The 19,324-nt window shown below is 41.6% G+C and carries 21 protein-coding genes; 9 read left to right on the forward strand and 12 right to left on the reverse strand.

Annotated features, from left to right (window positions below):
- Positions 1-9 precede the first annotated feature (9 nt).
- The gene (gene ric, locus BLQ57_RS16115) at positions 10-729 is read right to left on the reverse strand and encodes an iron-sulfur cluster repair di-iron protein (RefSeq protein WP_087940588.1); all 720 of its coding nucleotides are present in this window, start codon (positions 727-729) and stop codon (positions 10-12) included.
- A gap of 50 nt (positions 730-779) precedes the next feature.
- Positions 780-1,211, reverse strand: a complete 432-nt coding sequence (locus tag BLQ57_RS16120; RefSeq protein WP_087940589.1) for an RrF2 family transcriptional regulator — start codon at positions 1,209-1,211, stop codon at positions 780-782.
- Positions 1,212-1,384: 173 nt separating this feature from the next.
- Here BLQ57_RS16120 and BLQ57_RS16125 point away from each other — a divergent pair, with 173 nt between their 5' ends.
- Positions 1,385-1,843 carry a DUF1905 domain-containing protein gene (locus BLQ57_RS16125; protein ID WP_087940590.1) on the forward strand — a complete coding sequence of 153 codons (459 nt, stop codon included), beginning with the start codon at positions 1,385-1,387 and terminating at the stop codon, positions 1,841-1,843.
- 15 nt (positions 1,844-1,858) lie between these two features.
- On the opposite strand, the gene BLQ57_RS16130 is transcribed toward BLQ57_RS16125, so the two are convergent.
- The 8 genes from BLQ57_RS16130 to BLQ57_RS16165 all read right to left on the reverse strand — a co-directional run bounded on the left by BLQ57_RS16130 (position 1,859) and on the right by BLQ57_RS16165 (position 11,667).
- Positions 1,859-3,325, reverse strand: a complete 1,467-nt coding sequence (locus BLQ57_RS16130) for a pyruvate kinase (protein ID WP_087940591.1) — start codon at positions 3,323-3,325, stop codon at positions 1,859-1,861.
- Positions 3,310-6,444 (reverse strand): efflux RND transporter permease subunit, encoded by a 3,135-nt coding sequence (locus BLQ57_RS16135; RefSeq protein WP_087940592.1) that lies wholly within the window; start codon positions 6,442-6,444, stop codon positions 3,310-3,312. Before BLQ57_RS16135 ends, BLQ57_RS16130 begins: the two co-directional genes overlap by 16 nt.
- Before the next feature lie 9 nt (positions 6,445-6,453).
- Positions 6,454-7,503, reverse strand: coding sequence for an efflux RND transporter periplasmic adaptor subunit (locus BLQ57_RS16140; protein ID WP_087940593.1), 1,050 nt, complete (start codon positions 7,501-7,503; stop codon positions 6,454-6,456).
- 8 nt (positions 7,504-7,511) lie between these two features.
- Positions 7,512-8,831 (reverse strand): TolC family protein, encoded by a 1,320-nt coding sequence (locus BLQ57_RS16145; protein WP_087940594.1) that lies wholly within the window; start codon positions 8,829-8,831, stop codon positions 7,512-7,514.
- A 12-nt stretch (positions 8,832-8,843) separates the two neighbouring features.
- Complete coding sequence (locus BLQ57_RS16150; protein ID WP_087940595.1) at positions 8,844-9,425, reverse strand: TetR/AcrR family transcriptional regulator; 582 nt, start codon at positions 9,423-9,425, stop codon at positions 8,844-8,846.
- A gap of 256 nt (positions 9,426-9,681) precedes the next feature.
- On the reverse strand, positions 9,682-10,281 hold the full coding sequence (locus BLQ57_RS16155; protein WP_087940596.1) for a hypothetical protein: 600 nt from the start codon (positions 10,279-10,281) through the stop codon (positions 9,682-9,684).
- The gene (locus BLQ57_RS16160) at positions 10,274-10,768 is read right to left on the reverse strand and encodes an RNA polymerase sigma factor (RefSeq protein WP_169712779.1); all 495 of its coding nucleotides are present in this window, start codon (positions 10,766-10,768) and stop codon (positions 10,274-10,276) included. Before BLQ57_RS16160 ends, BLQ57_RS16155 begins: the two co-directional genes overlap by 8 nt.
- A gap of 8 nt (positions 10,769-10,776) precedes the next feature.
- Positions 10,777-11,667, reverse strand: coding sequence for an alpha/beta fold hydrolase (locus BLQ57_RS16165; RefSeq protein WP_169712780.1), 891 nt, complete (start codon positions 11,665-11,667; stop codon positions 10,777-10,779).
- Positions 11,668-12,089: 422 nt separating this feature from the next.
- Here BLQ57_RS16165 and BLQ57_RS16170 point away from each other — a divergent pair, with 422 nt between their 5' ends.
- The 7 genes from BLQ57_RS16170 to BLQ57_RS16200 all read left to right on the forward strand — a co-directional run bounded on the left by BLQ57_RS16170 (position 12,090) and on the right by BLQ57_RS16200 (position 17,015).
- Complete coding sequence (locus tag BLQ57_RS16170; protein WP_087940599.1) at positions 12,090-12,524, forward strand: RrF2 family transcriptional regulator; 435 nt, start codon at positions 12,090-12,092, stop codon at positions 12,522-12,524.
- Between the two features lie 88 nt (positions 12,525-12,612).
- Complete coding sequence (locus tag BLQ57_RS16175; RefSeq protein WP_087940600.1) at positions 12,613-14,418, forward strand: cbb3-type cytochrome c oxidase subunit I; 1,806 nt, start codon at positions 12,613-12,615, stop codon at positions 14,416-14,418.
- An 11-nt stretch (positions 14,419-14,429) separates the two neighbouring features.
- Positions 14,430-15,428, forward strand: a complete 999-nt coding sequence (locus tag BLQ57_RS16180) for a cytochrome c (RefSeq protein WP_087940601.1) — start codon at positions 14,430-14,432, stop codon at positions 15,426-15,428.
- A gap of 10 nt (positions 15,429-15,438) precedes the next feature.
- Positions 15,439-15,675, forward strand: a complete 237-nt coding sequence (locus BLQ57_RS16185) for a hexameric tyrosine-coordinated heme protein (RefSeq protein WP_087940602.1) — start codon at positions 15,439-15,441, stop codon at positions 15,673-15,675.
- Positions 15,672-15,929, forward strand: coding sequence for a hypothetical protein (locus BLQ57_RS16190; protein WP_087940603.1), 258 nt, complete (start codon positions 15,672-15,674; stop codon positions 15,927-15,929). The genes BLQ57_RS16185 and BLQ57_RS16190 overlap by 4 nt, the downstream gene beginning before the upstream one ends.
- A gap of 11 nt (positions 15,930-15,940) precedes the next feature.
- Positions 15,941-16,363 (forward strand): cytochrome C, encoded by a 423-nt coding sequence (locus BLQ57_RS16195; RefSeq protein WP_087940604.1) that lies wholly within the window; start codon positions 15,941-15,943, stop codon positions 16,361-16,363.
- A 181-nt stretch (positions 16,364-16,544) separates the two neighbouring features.
- Complete coding sequence (locus BLQ57_RS16200; protein ID WP_087940605.1) at positions 16,545-17,015, forward strand: hemerythrin domain-containing protein; 471 nt, start codon at positions 16,545-16,547, stop codon at positions 17,013-17,015.
- On the opposite strand, the gene BLQ57_RS16205 is transcribed toward BLQ57_RS16200, so the two are convergent.
- Positions 17,012-17,632, reverse strand: coding sequence for an HPP family protein (locus tag BLQ57_RS16205; RefSeq protein ID WP_087940606.1), 621 nt, complete (start codon positions 17,630-17,632; stop codon positions 17,012-17,014). The genes BLQ57_RS16200 and BLQ57_RS16205 overlap by 4 nt on opposite strands.
- Positions 17,633-17,903: 271 nt before the next feature.
- On the reverse strand, positions 17,904-18,815 hold the full coding sequence (moaCB, locus tag BLQ57_RS16210; protein ID WP_087940607.1) for a bifunctional molybdenum cofactor biosynthesis protein MoaC/MoaB: 912 nt from the start codon (positions 18,813-18,815) through the stop codon (positions 17,904-17,906).
- Positions 18,816-19,106: 291 nt separating this feature from the next.
- Here moaCB and BLQ57_RS16215 point away from each other — a divergent pair.
- Positions 19,107-19,324: transposase family protein (locus tag BLQ57_RS16215; RefSeq protein ID WP_244887412.1), on the forward strand; the 218-nt coding region annotated here is incomplete at its 3' end.

A 19,324-nucleotide genomic window follows, 5' to 3' on the forward strand; every position in this document is an offset into this window, starting at 1 on the left:
TGACAGAACTTATTTATTTAATTCCTTGAAGGTTTCTAAGGCACTTGGAAAGAGAATATTATTCTCCAGATGGATATGTTTGTGTAGATCCTGTTCAAATTCCTGCAGCATGGAAAATGCTACTTTGTAGGTCTGACAGGCATCCGCCGGAGGAGTATAGTTGTCCGTCAAGGAGGAGATTCTTCTAAATCGCTCTCCTTCTGCCTCATGATCATCCTCCATCATATGAATGGGGTTTTCGATATGACCAAAGTGAGGCTCCGAAAGTGTAAACCCATTGGCTTTGGACTCTTCCATTGCTTTGACAAAAGGAAAAAGCACAAATTCCTCTTTCTTCATGTGTACTGTCAAAGCATCTGCAGCCTCATCAAACTCACGCTTGATTTCAGCTAGCTCAGGATGTTTATCTCCGTGAACCTTTTCGATTTTTTCGGTAAAGAATTTTAATGCTGGAATCGTATCCTCCACATATTTATGATGAGTTTTGATGATGTGATCTATCAAATCACTCATCGAAAACTGTCTATAATCGACCGCATCCACCTCTTTGATTGCTTCTAAAAGTTCGGAAGCTACCTGATTGGCAGACAACCCTTTCTTTTCGCAGGCATCATTGAGTTTGATTCCACCTTTGCAGCAGAAATCAATTCCGTATTGATTAAATACACGGGCAGTGCGGAAATTTTCCGCTACAATCCCTCCTACTTTTTTCTCGAGTAATGTTTCCATTTTATTATCAGATTAAAGGATTTTTTTATCTTATTTATTTTCAAATTTTTTTAATATTTCAAATAGCTGATGCCAGACTGAACACCTTTAGCCATATCCTCTAAGGAAGTAGTCATCATCATCCCGGTCAGGTGTTCGCGGATAGCTTTAAACTTAGCGTGAACAGCACAAGGATGATCTTCCGAGCATTTCTCCAACCCAAGGGCACAGCCGACAAAAATCTGATCACCATCGAGGACCTGCACAATCGTGTAGAGCTTGGTTTCTTTGCCCTTATTATCAATGGTAAAGCCTCCATGAGGACCTTTGATCGAAATAAGTAAATTCTCCTTCACTAGAGTTTGAAGAATTTTTGCCGTGAATGCTACAGGAGAATTAATGGCCCTAGCGATTTCTTTTAAGCTAGCCCGCTCCTGTCCCTTGGGAAGCGTAGCCAAATAGATCATGGCGTTGATGGCATATTTACAGGCTTTGGAAAACATGAGCTTTTGACTTTCTTTAAACCAAAGGTAGGAATAAATTTATAAAAGATAAAAATATCCTTTTTTATTTTTTTAAAATTTAATCTGCCAATAATTACTTAGTAAGGAAAAGTGAGAACTGAGTCAAAAAATGCATTAAACCAGAGTAGTTAAAAATCAGTTAGTAAAAAATCATGAAGAAGCTGATTATTGAAAACGAAAGCTTAGAACTACGCTACATCCCTGGAAACGGGGCATGGACCTATCAGCTAAGAATACCCAACACCAAAGACATCAAAGGCAAATGGGGCGATATCAAAGTTTCAGGGACAATCGATGACTATCCAATCGGAATCAAAAATCTAGGCCCGGACAAAGACAAGGACAAAAAGCTAGCGATTAATGGTGAAATCAGAAAGCATATCGGAAAAACAGGCGGTGATCAGGTGCGAGTCACCTTATACCTTCATGAGAAAGATAAACAGCTCTCTAAAAAACAAATTCTAGAGACCTTTAAAGAGTCTGCAGTTTTATCCCATTTTGATCAGCTGTCAAAAGCCGAACAGGACTCGATTCTCGATAAAATATTGTCGGAACCCAAAACAGAGAAACAGGAACAGTTGCTTCTAGAGTACATACTCATGTGGTCTTAATTTTTTTTCATTCCATCATTTGGTAAGAAAACGCGTCGCAATCTTCAAGGCTCTAAACGTATAGCGTTTTTTATCTCTATGCGCCCCCATCCTATCAATGATATCCCGGAGCGACTGAAGCACTGCTGAAGTGTGAGGCCCCTTGTTGATCATGATGCATTCAGCCAAGGCCGCTTTTGAGGCATCTGTGATTTCCGCTCTTGTTGCCAAGCCTGATTTCTGCAAGCTTTCCATCACTTGAGTAGCCCAGATGACTGGAGCATGGGCAGCTTCGCAAATCCACATGATCTCATCCTGCACTTCACTCATTCGTTCAAACCCCACTTCAACCGCCAAATCTCCCCGGGCAATCATCACCCCGATGTGAGGCAGTTTCATTCCTTCAATCAATAAAGCGGGAAGATTTTTTACCGCGAGTGCTGTTTCAATTTTCAGAATAACAGGAGGTATTTCTCCCGAAATATTCCTCATCTCCTCTACTAAATGCGCCAAATCCCTTGGTCTATTGACAAAGGAATACCCTATCAAATCGGCCTCTTTTACTGCAAAAGGCAAAACTCCTAAATCATAGTCCGTCAAGGGATCTATCTTCAGCTGAGAATCTGGAAAGTTGATCCCCTTCCCTTGCTTGATGGTAGGCTTTTTCTTGAAAATCTTCAGTATCCGAATCCCAACGCTAGTTCCCGGTCCTTTGCTTTCGATGATTCCTTGGATCTTCCCATCATCGATTAAGACCCGCTCTCCTTCTTTCAAAAAAGGCAAAATCGAGACTTCAGTAGGACTGATGACCACCTGTTTCTTTTCTTCAAATCCCTCACGACTTCCAGCCAAAAAAATCAAAGCACCTTCGGAAATTTTTAGCTGCTTTTCCCCTGCTTGTTTTCCAAGAAACTCGGTTCTGATTTTAGGCCCAGCCAAATCCATATAGATTTTGCAGGTTTTTTCACTGATTTTTTCTGCTTTCTTCAGTGCATCCAAAATCGCTCTCCATTCCGCCTCACTTTCATGAGCCAAGTTGATCCGCGCAACGCCCATTCCCTCCTGCATCAGTTTGGCAAGATGCGCTGCATCCGATCCATTCTGACTATCTAGCGTGACCATGATACTTGGCGTCTTAGAGTTTTGGCTTCCAAACATCACACTCACATTTTCCTCTAAAATTTCCCGGGATTTTGGATAAGTACACGTAGCAATCTCAGCCTCTTCATAGAATTCCCCCAGTCTCCTTCGGATAGCTTGCACTTGGTAGCGAACATGACTTTCCGAATTGGAGAGCGCTGAGAGACCCGCATTGTGCAGGCCCAGCTGTAGGTCCCTTCGGTCTTCCCTCCGGAGCACCATGTAATGCAGTAGATTTTTCCAAGACGGAATCTGTCGGGGATGAATCTCCTCTACTTGATGACTTCGACGATTTACCTCTGCTACCATTTCTCCTTCTAGGGACTCCAAGGAGGATTTCAACAGGTCTAGTTCATATTCCATTGCTCAGTACCTTTCTTCTTTTTTGATCTAAAGATGGACTTCAATTTACTACTTAAAATCTCAAAAAACTCATAAACCACCGGAACCAAATACACGGTCAAAATCAAGGAAGAAAGCAGTCCTCCGATAATCACCCAGGCTAAGCCGTTTTTCCATTCACTAGCCGTGCCACTCGCTAAGGCAATGGGAAGCATTCCGATTACCATAGAGAGGGTAGTCATCAAAATAGGACGCATCCTTTCTTTACCAGCCTGAAGCAATGCTGAGCGAGTATCCATTCCCTCCGCTTTGAGTTGGTTGGTGAAATCCACAATCAAAATGGCATTTTTTGTCACCAATCCCATCAGCATAATCAAACCTAGCAGTGCAAACAAGCTCAGGTTACTCATGCTTAGATTCAATGCTAGAAAAGCACCAATCACTGCCACGGGAATAGAAAATAGAACCACAAATGGATCCAAAAAGGAATCATAAAGTGCGACCATAATCAAATAAATCAACAGAAAAGAAATCAACAAAACTTTGCCCAAAGCCCCGAAACTATCATTTTGGCGCTTGATATCAGAGCCCCAGACATAGGAGATCTCCTCTGGCAACGGGTTTTGATTAAAGTAGGCCACCACTTCATCGGCCACCGTTCCTGAAGGTCTGCCCAATGCGTCAGCCGTGATCGTGACGGCAGCCTGCCGATCTTTTCTCTCCAATAAAGAAGGAGACTTGTTCTGAACGATATCGGCCACTTGGGATAAGGTTACCGGCATACCCGCGGCATTGAGCAGCACCATATTCTCCAAGTCTCCGTAGCTTTTCCTGTCAAAATCATCCAATTGAACCCTCACCGGATATTCAGTACCATCTCTAGTCAGAGAAGCATCATCATTCCCTGTCAAGGCTACCCGAAGGTGCATCCCAATAGCCCCATTACTCAGGCCAAGCCGCTGCAGCTTTTCCGAATCAGGGATTACCTGAAACTCAGGACTCCCCTCTTCTACCGAAAGCTTGACATAATCAGCTCCAGGAATCCGAGCGATTACCTCCTTAAGTTTTGCTGCCTCGGCCATCACTTGATCCCTATCCGGACCACTTAGCGTCAATTCTATGGGGGCAGTTCGTGGAATCAAACCCAAGGCAGACATGGAATAACTCACTCCGGTAAACCGTTTTTTCAATTCTTCACGAACCTCCTTCATGTAAGTCTCCGTAGCTTCTCCTCCCCTTTCTTGAGGAGATTTGAGCTGTATGGTGAGTTCGGACTTATAAGCATTCCCCACCCCTAGGCTTCCTATTCCCGTACTTGGCCCTCCTACATTGCTGAAGACTGTCTCCACCTCCGGCTGCTGAAGCAAAAAATTCTCAACTTGGGCTGTTCGAATATTATTCTCCTTGACGGAAAGCTGCTTATCGTATTCCAGATACATTCTAAACTTACCCTGATCTCCCGTTGAAATCAGTTCTTTTCCTATGATTCCCTGCTTTAGTGTGAGTCCAGTTGCGGCAAACAAAAGGACGATAATCCCCATCAACACCCACTTATGGTCCAAAATCCAAGCGAGTTGGCGACCATACCATGCGATGAAAGCATCTAATTGGGACTCAAATCCAATCAAAAAGCGATTGAACAAGTTGGTAGGCTTTAAATCTTCGGATTTTCCAATTCGTGAAGCCATCCAGGGAGTGAGCGTAAAGCCCACCAATAAACTAGTCAGTGTGGAGGTAATCACCACTACTGAAAACTGCTTGAGCATATCTGCTACAAAAACCTGAAGAAACAAAATAGGAACAAATACCACGACGTCCACCAAGGTGATGGATAGCGCTGAAAAACCTATTTCCATTCTTCCATCCATGGCAGCCTTTCGCTTTTCCTTACCCATGTCTAGGTGCCTTTGGATGTTCTCCAAGACGACTGTAGCATCATCTACTAGAATACCTACAATCAAAGACATGGCGAGCAGTGTCATCAAATTAAGCGTATATCCCAACAGCCACATCACGGCAAAAGCGGTTACCAAAGAGGTAGGTATAGCCACTAGCACGATCAAGGAATTTCTAAAACTCCTAAGAAAAAGCAGCATAACCAAGGATACCAAGATGACTGCTAAAATCAAGTCATAAACCACAGAATCTACCGCTGCAATTGTATTGTCAGTACTGTCATCTGCTATGATAAAATGAATACCAGAAGCACTTCCTGTTGCTTCGATCTCCTGCAGCTTGGTTCTGACCCCATGAGACATATCTACAGCATTGGCATCTCCTTGCTTTTTGATCAATAATCCTATTCCTTCCTGTCCATTGTATCGATTGACGGAAGTAATCTCGGCTAGGCCTTCTTTGACTATGGCGAGGTCTCTCACGTAAATAGGGCTTCCCGCTTCTTTGGTAGCTACTACTACCTGTTGGATTTGCTCCAAGGAATTGAATTTCCCTACAAAGCGAACCGCACTTTGCGCTTCATCGCTTTGAATAAATCCAGCCGGCACATCTATTCCTGAACGATTAATCGCCTCCACCACTTGAGCCAGAGCCACACCATAGTAGCGCAACTTTTCCTGATCGATTTTTACCTGGATTTCCCGCTGCTGCCCACCAAGAAGAGTAATTTCTGCTACTCCTTTGACCTGCTGAATTTGTGGCAAAATTTCGTCCAGCATCATCTGATAAAAATCTGCTTGATCCGATGTACTTGTCGCAGTAATGGACATGATGGGTAGATCATTAGGAGATACCTTACTCATCTCCGGCGAAAGTACCTCGTCGGGTAGTTCCATTTTGACATTGTCAATGTAGCGCTGTGCTTCCTGCATGGCCTTATCCAAATCAACCCCATAATTCATATTGGCTATGATGATGGAGGCATTTGGAAGTGACTTGGTCACCAGATAGTCCACCCCTTCCAAATTAGAAAGCGCATCTTCCAAAACCTCTGATACAGAGCTCTCCACCTCCTCAGGTTCGGCACCGGGATAGACGGTTTTGATCACCACTACGGGCTGATTAAAGTCAGGCATCAGCTCGTAGGACAGATTGGTAAATCCAATGTAGCCCAAGAGAATAAACACACTGAAAAGGACGATAATCAGCGAGGGTCTATTAATAGAAATCGATGTGATATTCATGGCTTTGCTTTACTGATTGATCGAAATATTGGCTCCCTCATAGACATTAATCAAACCCGAGGAAATGATCTGATCTCCAGGCTGTAATCCCGCAGAAATCAAAACTTGATTTTCCATTCGACGGGCTATTTTCACATCCTGAAGGATTGCTTTTCCATTCTTTACCAAATACACTTGCGGCTGAAGGTCAGACCCCAAAATGGCAGAAGAAGGAATGACTATTCCCGAAGCGGATAAACTGTTGACTAGACTTACCTCGCCAAACATCCCCGCCTTAATGGGTTGATTTTCCAGGTTGTTGAGCATCAACTCAACAGGAAAACTCTTGGATAGACTGCCTCTGCTTCCCACCAAACTGACTTTGGCAGATAGGGTAAGGTCAAGCGCAGGCACGGTCACTTGTGTGGGGCTTCCTTCGGCAAAAAACTTCAAATCGGATTCAGGAATCTGGAGCTGAAGCTTCAGCTGATGGATATCCGTCAACTGAAGTAAGGGCTTGCTTGGTAAGGCAAAATCTCCTCTTTCGGTCAATTTAGCGGTAATAATCCCGGCAAAAGGAGCCTTAATCTGACTTTTGTTGATTTGCTCTTGGACCGTCTGCACTTGTATCCGTGCACTTGCCAAGGCTACTTCAGTTTTTTCTAATTGAACCCCTTGAATCGCATCATTTTCTACGAGTACCTGATACCGCTTCAAATCAGCCTCCAGAGAAGCCACTTGCACCTTAGCTGCTTCCAGTTGGAGTTTAAGTAAAGCATCATCAAGCTGTATCAAGACTTGTCCTGCCCTGACATGGGATCCGTTTTCCACAAAGAGCTGATTGACCTTGCCCTGCACTTCAGCACTGAGTTTACTCTCACGAAAGGGCTCAAAAGTCCCGGTATATTGAATCGATTGATTCACCTCCTGATTTTTGGCTAATGTGACAGTGACAGGAATAGCTTGATCGGCATTGTAGATATAAACTTTGTCTTCCGCTACTTGCTTATTGGCGACAAGCTTGATCACGATCAATGCGAGAATAGCCAAGGGGATGAGAATGATTAGTATTTTTTTCATGATTGAAATCAGTTGAGAAGTGTACCGCTGTGATTTTTAATTTGGAGTGTGGCCTTGAGGTAATCTACCATGCCTTGTAGGTAGAGTTGCTGTGACTCTCTGAGAGAATTTTCTGCGAGAAGTACATCTGTAAGCCCTACCAAGCCCTCCTGATGCTGCAAGAGCATTCGCTTATAGACAGATTCGGCCAAATTGACCTGGGACTGGTAAGTGGCAATTTGATTTTCTGCAATATTCAGATTCATTTTGGACTGAGAAAGCAGCATTTCACGTTGGTCCTGTACCAAAACTTCCTGTAGTCTGGCATTTTCAAGTCCTATTCGAGATTGTTGGATTTTTTTCTGGGTGACAGTGCCGTTGAAAATGGGAAAACTCACTTGAGCGCCTACGAAACTCACTGGGAAAAACTTTAGAAAAGACTCCGGATTTCCTCCATATCCAAAACCAGACTGTCCATAGCTTCCATAAAGTGAAAGTTTTGGGATTTTGCTGTTTCGGATAGTTTTAAGCTGCAGCTCTGAGAGTTGCACTTTTTGCTCCTGAATCAACAAGTCGGAAGTTTGTACCGGATCTTCCTCTATAAATTTTTCGAAGGCAATATTTTCATCAATATCAAGTGGTATCTCCGGCCGAACTCCCATCACAAAACGTAGGGATTGGAGAAGGTTTTCTATCTGACTTTCCAGCTGTATCGTATTGGTCTCCAACTGACTTACCTGTAGAATGACTTTGTCCCAATCCGTGCGGGCAGCCAATTCCTGTTCGTAAAGAAGCTGCGTCAATTGCTCCAATTTTCGGCTGTTTTCCAAATTACTGGATACAAAAGCCAACTGGTTTTTTGCGATTTGGATCGTGTAGTACAAATTAGACACCTCCAGTACCACATGCTCTTGCGTTTTTCTGACCTGCAGCTGTCCGATATCCTGCTGCACTTTTTGAGTTGCAATAGTACCCAAAGCCTGTGGATCATAGATGGGCATTTGCAAGCTCACTGCCGTGCTGATGGTGTGAGGTACACCAAACTGCACCTCCCTAAAGACACCCTTAGGGCCACCGAAAAAAGACTGCGGTAGCAATTGATAAGGTAGCTCAGAGAAATATCGATAATCCCCTTGAAAGAAAACCTTTGGCAACAAAGCTGCTTTGGCCTCTTGGCTGCGATATTCGACCAGTTCAAATTCGTTTTGAACCATTTGCAAGGATTTGTTATGCGAAAGTGCACTGTCTACACAGGTCTGTAAGGACCAAACTTGTGCTTGGGAGTAGCTGCTTTGTAAAGCAAAGAACAGCAGTAATCCGATTTGTTTGTGAATATTCACTAACTTCATAGCTAAAATTTTTTATCTTTTCATTAGTACCAATAGGGAATCCACTATGGACTCTCCTCTTTCTTGGAGATCAAATTGAAAGTTTGAAATCCTCCATTTAAACATCAGCAGTCTAAAGCTTCCCATGACATGATGAATCATATCTTCAAGGCTAATTTCTTTAGAAAATACTCCTGATTCCTGACCGCTTGAAATCGCCAGTTTCAAATATTTCATTTTCACTTGCATCAATTGGCTGATGACTTGGTTAATACGTTGACTTTCTTCCAACAAACCCTCAGAAAAAACTGCCACTACAAAGTGCGGATGCTTGGAGAAAAATTGAAATTGATTAGCAAATACCGATCGAAACTTACTTTCGGAATCTCCACCCTCTTGGATCGCCATTTCTAATCGCTGATCCATATTTTTACAGAGAAATTCCAGCAAGGCAATCAAAATCTCTTCCTTGCCTGAAAAATGCCGGTAAATCGCCGCCTCAGAAAATCCCATTTCTTTAGCTAGTTTCTTGGTGGTTAACCCACCGACTCCCGCCTCCGTCAAGATTTTACCTGCCGCTTCAATGATTTCTAATTGACGTTCTGAAAATTTCATATGGTTAGTTAGTATTCACTAACAAAAGTACAAAAAACTTTTAGAAGTAGTTCATTTCAAAGAAATATTTTTTCGGAAGACTAGCAAAAAGCCCTATCGGCTTTTTCACACCTTAAAAATAGAATAGAAATAGACTGCAAACTACTTTTGTATTACCTCTACGCCTGCTAAGTCATGCCAAAAAATCACGTTTCTCTGTCCCTCCAATCCAAATATTTCGAATTAGGTAATTCTTATCAAAGCTTGGGTGGGAGGATTAAATCATCTCCTCCCATTTTTGTAGATAGGCCTCAAGCTCTTCAATTTTTTGGAGTTGTTGCTTGACTTTAGTCTTGGCAAACCAAGCCATTACCACGAAATAAAGCGTTGTCAATCCATAAGAAAGCAACCAATATTCCCAAGATGCGCCTTGAAATAGCCCGTAGTAATACATGTAAAAAGCCAAAAGAAGAACAAGCATATAAATGGGTAGCCCCATGGTAAAGATCCATTTGTTCATGTGGAGCTTTCGTTTTCTCCTTAGAATCTGTGTTTTGGGATTCTTGTCCAGATGCTGCCAATCCGGTTGAAAACTGTACCATTGGATCCCCAAGAAAACTAACAGCAAAATGGCCATTATGGACATGCCTAAATAAAACCCCAAGGCCTGTCCCGGAAAGGAAGTCCATACCCAAAGGATCACGGCAAAAACAAAGGAAAAGGAAAGTGTCATTCCCAGATTAGTCCAGAGCTGCTTTTTTCTCCATTTAGCGGCCGTATTGATTGCTTTTTCCTTGAGTAGTTCCATGTCTTTATCGCTTAACTTAGCAAGCTTTTGTTCTTGCCAGGAGTTTTTTAATGCATCAAATTCATCCATGATTATTTTTCATTAATTCTAATAATTTCTTCTTCGCACGATTGATTTTCACACCTACGTGATTTACCTCTGTACCTAAAATCTCGGCGATTTCTTTATAGGAGAGATTCTCGAGAACGAGCCCCAGCAGGATACGCTCATTGTCCGGCATCAACTGAATGCATTGCAGCATTTTTTGGATCAAAGGCTCTACATCCTGCTCTCTTTCCTGCGGAATGTCAGGAATATCCGATCGAGTGATTAGCTGATTCTCTTTTTTTACTTTGAGGCAATACTTAATGGCAGTATTGACCGCAATTCGATAGATATAGGTGTTCCATTTGCTTAGACCTTCAAACCGATCCATACTGTGCCAGATCGCAATCAGGATTTCCTGATAGAGGTCATTTCTATGCTCAGGATCAGAAAGGTAGGCGGTACATACTCTGTAAATACCGCCCTTTGAGCCTTCCAGAATTTCGTTGAAAAGTATTTTTTTATCTTTCACATTGAAGATTACTTGAGCACTGAGGACAATTGTTCCAAAAACCACTCCTCCTGATCCAGCATGATAAAATGCCTGCTCCCTTCAGCAATAATCAATTCTAGATTTGGGGCATGCATATATTGTGAGGTGTACATTTCTTCAACAGCCTCTTTGGTAAACGTCGGGAAATCTGGATTTTCATCAAATGCTGCAAACACTGTTATCGGAACCTTAATTTCACTTAATCTTTCCCGGAGGTCATTTCCAAGCATTTCATAGGTACTAAAGGCCTCTGTTTGGGCATCGGACAGCATCGCCCAATCCACCATTTTATCCCAATACTTTTCCTGCTTCGTCATGGATTGGGCCACTTGTTTCCGATACTGCCTGACTTGCACCTCATCGAATTTACTAAAACTGTCCATATACTGCCTAGCAGCGACTTCATCAAATCCAAGTTGAGGATCTTGGTTAAAAGTCTGTGCAAAAAAGGGCAAGGCATCCACGATAACCAGCTGCTCAATAGCGCTATGATCTTCTAGTGCGATCATCAAACTGAGAAATCCGCCTATGCTATGCCCAACGAACTGCACCTCCTCTAGTTGATTTTGCTCAAGGTATTGTAGGATTTCCTGCCTAAACCTTTCCAAATAAGGGCCCTCTGATAATGGAGCTTGACCGGCATAGCCGGGTAAGGTAAGCACGTGACACTCATAATTATTGGCAATTTCTTGGGCTATAGGTTGCCAAACCTCGCCGGAAGTAATCAAACCTGGAATAAAAATGACCGGTTTGCCAGAACCGATTTTATCTACTGCAAAACTGTAAGCTTGTCCAAAAACCGAGGGACTTAGCCCTGTAGAGATCAAAAAGATCAAGGTTCCAAAATAGAATCGAAGTTGTTTGAAGATGGTTTTCATAATTTTTCTCTTTTTACCCATTAGTCCTTCGATGCAGGGTTTTATTACAGGGAAAGGAGAAAAAAATTAGGATTTCATAAAAAAGGATTGTTTTCTTCTTGAAAGGTTAAAAGCTAAGTTTTCAATCCATAAATCCAAAATAATTCTTCTGGGTGACATTGGATTATGGACCTAAAGGTTCTAGAAAGAAAGCATATTTGATCATAATAGAAGTAAAAACATCCTCAATTATTCTTTAAAAAGAAGCATAAAGCTTTATTCTATTAGTAGCATACTCCATCATCTGTGAATAAATTAAATCTTTAAAAGAGAAATTTTAAGTTCGAATTATTCTTGAAACTTTTAAATCTAAATGATTTTATTTTCGATAAATTTGTCGGAAATGATTTTTGTCATACTTTTGAACCTTAGCCAACAATACTATGTTTTCAAAAGCCTGCGAATACGGTATCAAATCCATGATTTACGTGGCCAATCAATCCCTAAAGGGAAATCGGGTAAAAATTGGTGATATCGTTGAGAAGGTGGGCTCGCCAGAGGCATTTACAGCAAAAATCCTCAGCACACTCGTTAAAAATAATCTGATCGAATCACTGAAAGGTCCTTATGGAGGATTTTTTATTCAGCCCGATCAGATAGCATCCATTAAGGTGATTCAAATTGTGTCTGTGATAGATGGAGACACCATTTTTATGGGGTGCATTCTAGGACTTAAAGAATGCAATGCCCAAGAACCCTGCGCTATGCATTCCAAATTTGTGAAAATCCGTTCGGAACTTAAAAAAGCACTAGAAAGCACCAATCTCTTAGAACTTGCCAATGGCATCAAATCTGGAAGGACGATATTGATTCGCTAGTGCTTTTTTTTGGATTTATTTCCGATAAAAAGATCGTAATTAACTTTTATTTAAAATGAAGATTAACTATTTAAGTACCTCAAACAGTATGAAGCGACTTACTTTTGTCATCTTGATCTTTTACTTTTTCTTGAGGGAAGCGACTGGACAAACAATAGCCAATCCCGAAACAGCCGAATGGTGGTCTAGTCCAGGTATCATTGGAACAGCTTTGCTAATTGCTATCATCTCCTTCGTAGCTATTATAATTATCGGTTCTCGTCTTTCAGCATTGATTCTTCGGCTGCAAAATAAATCCCAAACCAAAGAAAGAGAAGAGATAAAATCCGATTTAGTCAATTGGGATGAACAAGATTTAGATTGGGTTTTGGAAAATCGAAAAGCTGCCAAAAAATATAAACTCTCAGGAACAGAACTGTCAGGTAAAAGTCCTTTGGATGATCAGAGAGGTTTGATTACAAAAGTCACCCAAGATCCTGAAAATCCGCTTGTAGATGAAAAAAAACAAGAAAGCCTACGTTTAGAAACGCCACAAGAGTTGAGAAATTTGATGGTATGGTACCTCGGAGCAGCTGTTTTTTGGTTAGTTTTTGGCACCCTTGTCGGACAATATCTAGGGATGAAATTTATCTGGCCTGAAATGGATCAGAGTCCATGGCTTTCATTTGGAAGACTTCGTCCTGTTCATACCAATACGGTGTTTTGGGGTTGGGCTTCTTTAGCCATGGTAGGGCTAGGCTATTTCGTCATCTCTCGTACCTCCAACACTCGAATATTTTCTTATTCTCTTGCCAAAATTGCTTGGTACCTTATGAATCTTGCAGTAGTGGTGGGAAACTTCCTACTGATGAACGGAGTCAATAATGGAGGTGGAGAATACAGAGAATACATTTGGCCGGTGGCTTTATTCTTTGCCTCCGGGTTGATCCTGACTTTTTATAATTTTTATCAAACTGTTGCTACCCGAAAAATCTCTGAGATTTATATTTCAAACTGGTACCTTTTAGGGGGATTGATTTGGACTATCGTACTAGTAGTAATCGGATATATCCCAAGCTATCAGGACGGTCTAGGTGAGACTGTCATTCAAGGCTATTACATGCATCAGGGAGTTGGGATGTGGTTTATGACCTTTACACTGGGATTGATTTATTATTACCTCCCTACCTCCCTTAATAAACCGATCTATTCTTATTCCTTAGGGGTTTTGGCCTTTTGGACCCAAATGCTCTTTTATACACTAATTGGTACACACCATTTTGTATTTAGCCCACTTCCTTGGTGGCTTCAAACAGTCGCGATAGTTTTTAGTGTTGGGATGTTTATTCCAGTTTTATCAGGCACAACCAACTTCCTGATGACGATGAGAGGAAGCTGGAGTGCTATTTCTAAAAGCTATGTTCTCCCCTTCTTTTTAGTCGGGGTGGTATTTTATTTTGTTGGGTCCACTCAAGGAAGCCTACAAGCCTTCCGATTGACTAATTTTATTTGGCATTTTACTGATTTCAATGTAGCTCATTCCCATATGACGATGTATGGGATCATCACTTTTATACTTTGGGCTTGTATCTATTTCATTTTACCCAAAGTTACTGGTAAAGAGCCTCCTGGCCTAGGTGTGGGAATTCACTTTTGGCTGGCCTTTGTGGGGCTTTTTGCTTATATGATTTCTTTAATGGCCGGAGGGACTCTCCGGGGCTTGAGCTGGATTGAGGGTGATTCTTTTATCAATTCAGTGATTTTGATGCATCCTTTCTGGGTATGGAGAGCTATTGGCGGTACTTTGATGTTTGTTTCCCACCTAGTCTTTGCATACAATTTTGTTAAAATGATACGAGTTGAAAAGCCAGAAGCGAATCAGTTTTCCGCGGCCCTCTCTCCTGCCCACTCTTAACCCCTAGACTTATGTTTGACTTTCATAAAAATCATAAACTTCTCGTCTTTACATCTTTTCTAGGTTTTGCGATCCTCAGTACTATTATTGCCCTGATCCCCGCTTTTCAACTTCAACAAGCTCAACCCTTGCCTGGAATGAGAGAAATGAGTTCGGAAGAGCTTAAAGGACTTCGCATCTATGTCTCAGAGAACTGCATGGCCTGCCATACACAGCAAGTAAGAAATATCGAAATGGATGAAGTTTGGGGTAAGCGACCTTCCTTGGCTTCAGACTATTATTATAGCAAGCAGCGGATGGACCTTTGGCGACAGTCTCCATCCTTACTTGGCTCCGAAAGGACAGGTCCCGACCTGACAGAAGTGGGGATAAGACAACCTAGCAAAGAATGGCATCTACTTCATCTGTTCAACCCTCGAATTGTTGTCAAAGAATCCGTGATGCCGGGATACCCTTGGCTTTTTGAAGAAAAATCACCTGCTATGGTGACCCAAAAAGACATCATTGTACCTGTCTCTCCTGAACTATTGAACAACCCAAATCATAAACTAGTCGCCAAATCTGAGGCCTTGGACTTGGTGGCTTATCTTCAGTCTCTTTTCCAAGTAGAAATAGGTCTAGGTGACAATCCGAATTTCATTCCATCTACGCGAAAAAAATCAGGAGAGCAAACATCTCAAGGTTCCTTAGAATTGAATGGACTCCAACTATACAGCGAAACCTGCGCAGCTTGTCATCAATCTAGTGGTGAAGGTATAAGCGGTGCATTTCCATCCCTCGTTGGAAGCAAAATCGTCAATGACCCCGACCCCAACATCCTGATACAAATCATACTTTCAGGGTACGATGCAAGACCTGAGTTTGGAGCTATGCCGGGATTTGCCGATCTCCTTACTGATGAGGAAATTGCTGCTATCGCCAACCATGAGCGAAGCAACTGGGGTAATCAGGCACCTGATGTGACCACCGAGCAGGTAGCTGAAATCCGAAAATTCATCTCCAACCAATAAACTGTATCTCATGCAACCTTCAGAAATTTACCTAGAATCTCTTATCACCTCCACTCCTCAGGAAGGCAGGAATTTAGCCATCAAACTTGCTAGAAAATCCATCGGAGCTATTCAAACTGATCCGGAGATTCGTAAAAAGCTTCGTTCAGACTATGCCGAAGACACTGCTCAGCTTATCGCATCTGCACAAGTCATTGCTATAGAGTTCCAAACCATCGCCAAGGCCAATAATTACTGGAAACCATGAAAAAACTCCATCTACTTTCTTTCATTTACTTCGGTACTATCTTTCAGTCGATAGCCTGCGATGTGTGTAAAAGAAATCAACCTGAGCTACTTCAGGATATCAGCCATGGAACAGGACCACAGGCTGACTCAGATTACTTTATCATTGGTGGAGCGATCCTAATAGTGCTAATCACACTAATTTATAGTGTAAAATACCTGCTTAAACCTGGGGAAAGAAACCCTGAGCATATCAAAAATTTGATACTCAAATAAAGCCTATAAGTATGAATAATAATCAAAAAATCAGGGTTTTTCTGGATGAGGAAACTGTACCATTTGCGGAATTCAGCCCGCCGGTAAAATTTGTCTTGGATACTACTAAGATTCCCGATGGCAAGCATAAACTGAAAATAGTTGCTCTTTCTACTTCAGGCAAAGAAGGAACAAAAACAGTTCCCTTTGTGGTAAGAAACGGTCCATCAATTGACGTCGTAGGACTGCAGGCTGGAGATATAGTTACAGACCAGGTCACAGTTACCCTCAATTCCTACGGCAGTGAACGAAATGACTTTTTTCTAATAAGAGGTTCTGAAACGCCCAAAGGAATACCCTCCTGGGTTTGGGCCACTTTGATTTCTTTTGTAGGATTTGCCCTATTTTATTTCATCATGTACTGGGACTCCGATCATTACCAATCCTTCTTTTGATGAATAGAACAGGATATGGCTATCCCTAATTGGTATGCCACGATACACCGAGGCAACTATGGGATATTCTCCAATATCCCAATAATCAGGACGGGAAAGGCTATTTGATCTTAAAAATCAATTATTTTAAAAATTCCAATGTAGACCCAATCTTCTAATCGCTATAAATCTATTAAAAACTATGAAAACAGCTCCTCTCAAGCGGCATCCTTCCCTACACCATCTCAGCCATGATCACCATCAAGGACTTTTACTTTGTTGGAAAATCCGCCAAGGTTTTAAACTAACGATAGAAGCCTCCAGAATTCAGACCTATTGTGAGTGGTTTTGGAAAAATCATCTTACACCTCATTTTGAAGAAGAAGAGGAAGTTATTTTTCCGATTCTTGAAGCCGATCATCCACTGATAAAACAAGCTATAAGTGAACACAAAAAATTACGGAGGCTTTTCAATACCTGGGAAAACCCTGAAAAGACGCTAGGCCAAATCGAAGAAGTATTGGAAAAGCATATCCGGTTTGAAGAGCGGATTTTATTTCCGGAAATTCAAGAAAAAGCCACTGCTAAGCAACTTGAAATAATAGCTGGACATGCCAAAAAGGAAAAATTTATCGAGAATAATACAGATCCCTTTTGGATAAAGGCCACTTAACGTTTCTTCCAAAATTGGATTTTGTCATAATATCGTAATTCACGAATATTCACATCCTTAAAAGGATAGAGACGGTTTCTTGAAAGATTATTTATCAAAACAGACGAAATAAATAAAGTCAATACCCCGGTCAAAATAGGATTGATCACATAAAAATAGCCCATTTGATGGATTTCTTCTGAACCAATATTTGCTATAAGAGCAATGGCACCTCCTGGAGGGTGAAGAGTTTTGGTGTATTGCATAGCTAGAATAGAAAGTGATACCGCCAAAGCAGGAGATATCCAAATGTAAGCTGTACTGGAGAAAAGCTTATATACACTAACCCCGATGACTGCAGAAATAATACTACCAACAATCAGTCTTCTAGGTTGGGCAGCCGGGCTATTCGTCATCCCAAAAAGCAAAACTGAACTAGCCCCAAAAGCTCCAATGAGAAATAAAGCATCGATATTCCCGACAGTATAGAAGATGTTTTGCATCAATCCGATACTGCTCAAACCTAAAAATGACCCTACAAAAGCCCAAAGATTATCAATGGGATTGTGGGCTGTTTCTCGATAGGCAATTAAACGGGCTTTTCGAAGACCTCTTTTTATTTTTTGTGTTGGTACCATTTCAAGCTATCTGACTAGGATTTTTTTCGTCCTAAGTAACATTATCGATTTTGAAGTTGAGCTTAATTTTTATCCCAACCGATAGATACTTAACGAATTCAAGCATTGAAGAACAAGGATAAAAATGGCAAAATGCAAAATCAAACAAAGGTTTTATAATTACTTCTTCACAAAAATGAAAACGTCTTTATCAAGATTTTGTCTTTCAATTTTACCTGTTCACGCTATTGATTACAACTATTAGACTACTCAATCCAGCTTCTGTTTACTATTAATCATGTCTCGCTCCTTCCATGACTTTAAAAATGTGTAGTATGGACGGGAAAATAGCATCCATAGATTCTTCAGCCCCTTTAGTAGAACCGGGCAGACCCAACACCAAGGTATCTTCGATCAAGCCAGCTACTGAGCGAGACAGCATGGAGTAGGGCGTGCGTTGTTGGCCATAACTTCTTATGGCTTCCTCGATTCCGGGAATTCTTCTTTCCAATATTTCCTGTAAGGCTTCCGGGGTGACATCTCTCGGGGATAAGCCTGTGCCTCCTGTAAAAATCACCAAATCCATTTTTTCATCTACTTGAAAAGAACAAGCTTCTTGAATTTGATCTTTTTCGTCAGGAATAATTTGATAAACAGGCACCTTGACTCCTATCTTTTCTAATTTTTCTTTGATTATCAAACCTGCCCTATCCGATTTTTTACCCGCCGAAATCGAATCTGAGCAAACAATAACGGCAGCTCGAAGCGATTGCTCTAAATCTCTTTTTCGGTCAGATTTACCCCCTTTTTTTTCCACTAATTTGATCTGCTCTATGCTCACACCCTTATCTATGGGCTTGAGCATATCGTACATGGTCAGCGCTACCACTGATGCCGCGTGCATGGCCTCTACCTCTACCCCTGTTTTGTAGATAGTATGGATTTCTACCAAAACTTTAACTTCCATCTCCCCCACTTCATAGCTCACTGCCGTAAATTCAACGGGAAGCGGATGGCAATCGGGAATCATGTCAGCTGTACGCTTAGCAGCAAAAAGTCCTGCTACACGAGCACATTCCAAGACATCCCCTTTGGGAACAGTTCGATCTTTGATCGCTTGAATCGTCTCGGGAAGACTTACTTTTACGATGGCTTGGGCTATTGCTTTTCGAAGTGTAGAACTCTTTTGTGTAATATTGACCATTGTAAAGGGTTTAATGAGATGCAAGATACCATATTTGAATAAAAATTTTCAAAAGTTCAAGCTTCAAAAGCCCCCCTCATGTTTTTTAAATAGGCGCAAATCTTTATCAATGGTGATCAAATTACAGAATAGAAACTATTTAGTTTTTTTGATTTTTTGGCTCTAGATGATTTATAGTGGGTAACTGGAAACTGATTTAGGGAAAGTATCTATTTTAGTTTCATGAACAGCAATCAGATTTTTGAGATGGCCCTAGGTCTAGAGAAGCCATGGCATGTAAAGGAGATAATAATGACAAAGCCTGAGGCTGGGCACCACGGCCAGATCGATATATATCTTGACTTCGAGAAGGGTTTTAAATTCCCGAACGGGAAGACCCATGATACGGTCGAAAGGACCTGGCAGCATCTCAATTTTTTCCAACATAAATGTTTCCTTCATGCACGGGTTCCCAGAGTACAAACAGCTGATGGCAAGACCGAAACTGTAAAAGTCCCCTGGGCAAGGCC

It is taken from the genome of Algoriphagus faecimaris, assembly GCF_900101705.1.
Lineage (GTDB): Bacteria > Bacteroidota > Bacteroidia > Cytophagales > Cyclobacteriaceae > Algoriphagus > Algoriphagus faecimaris.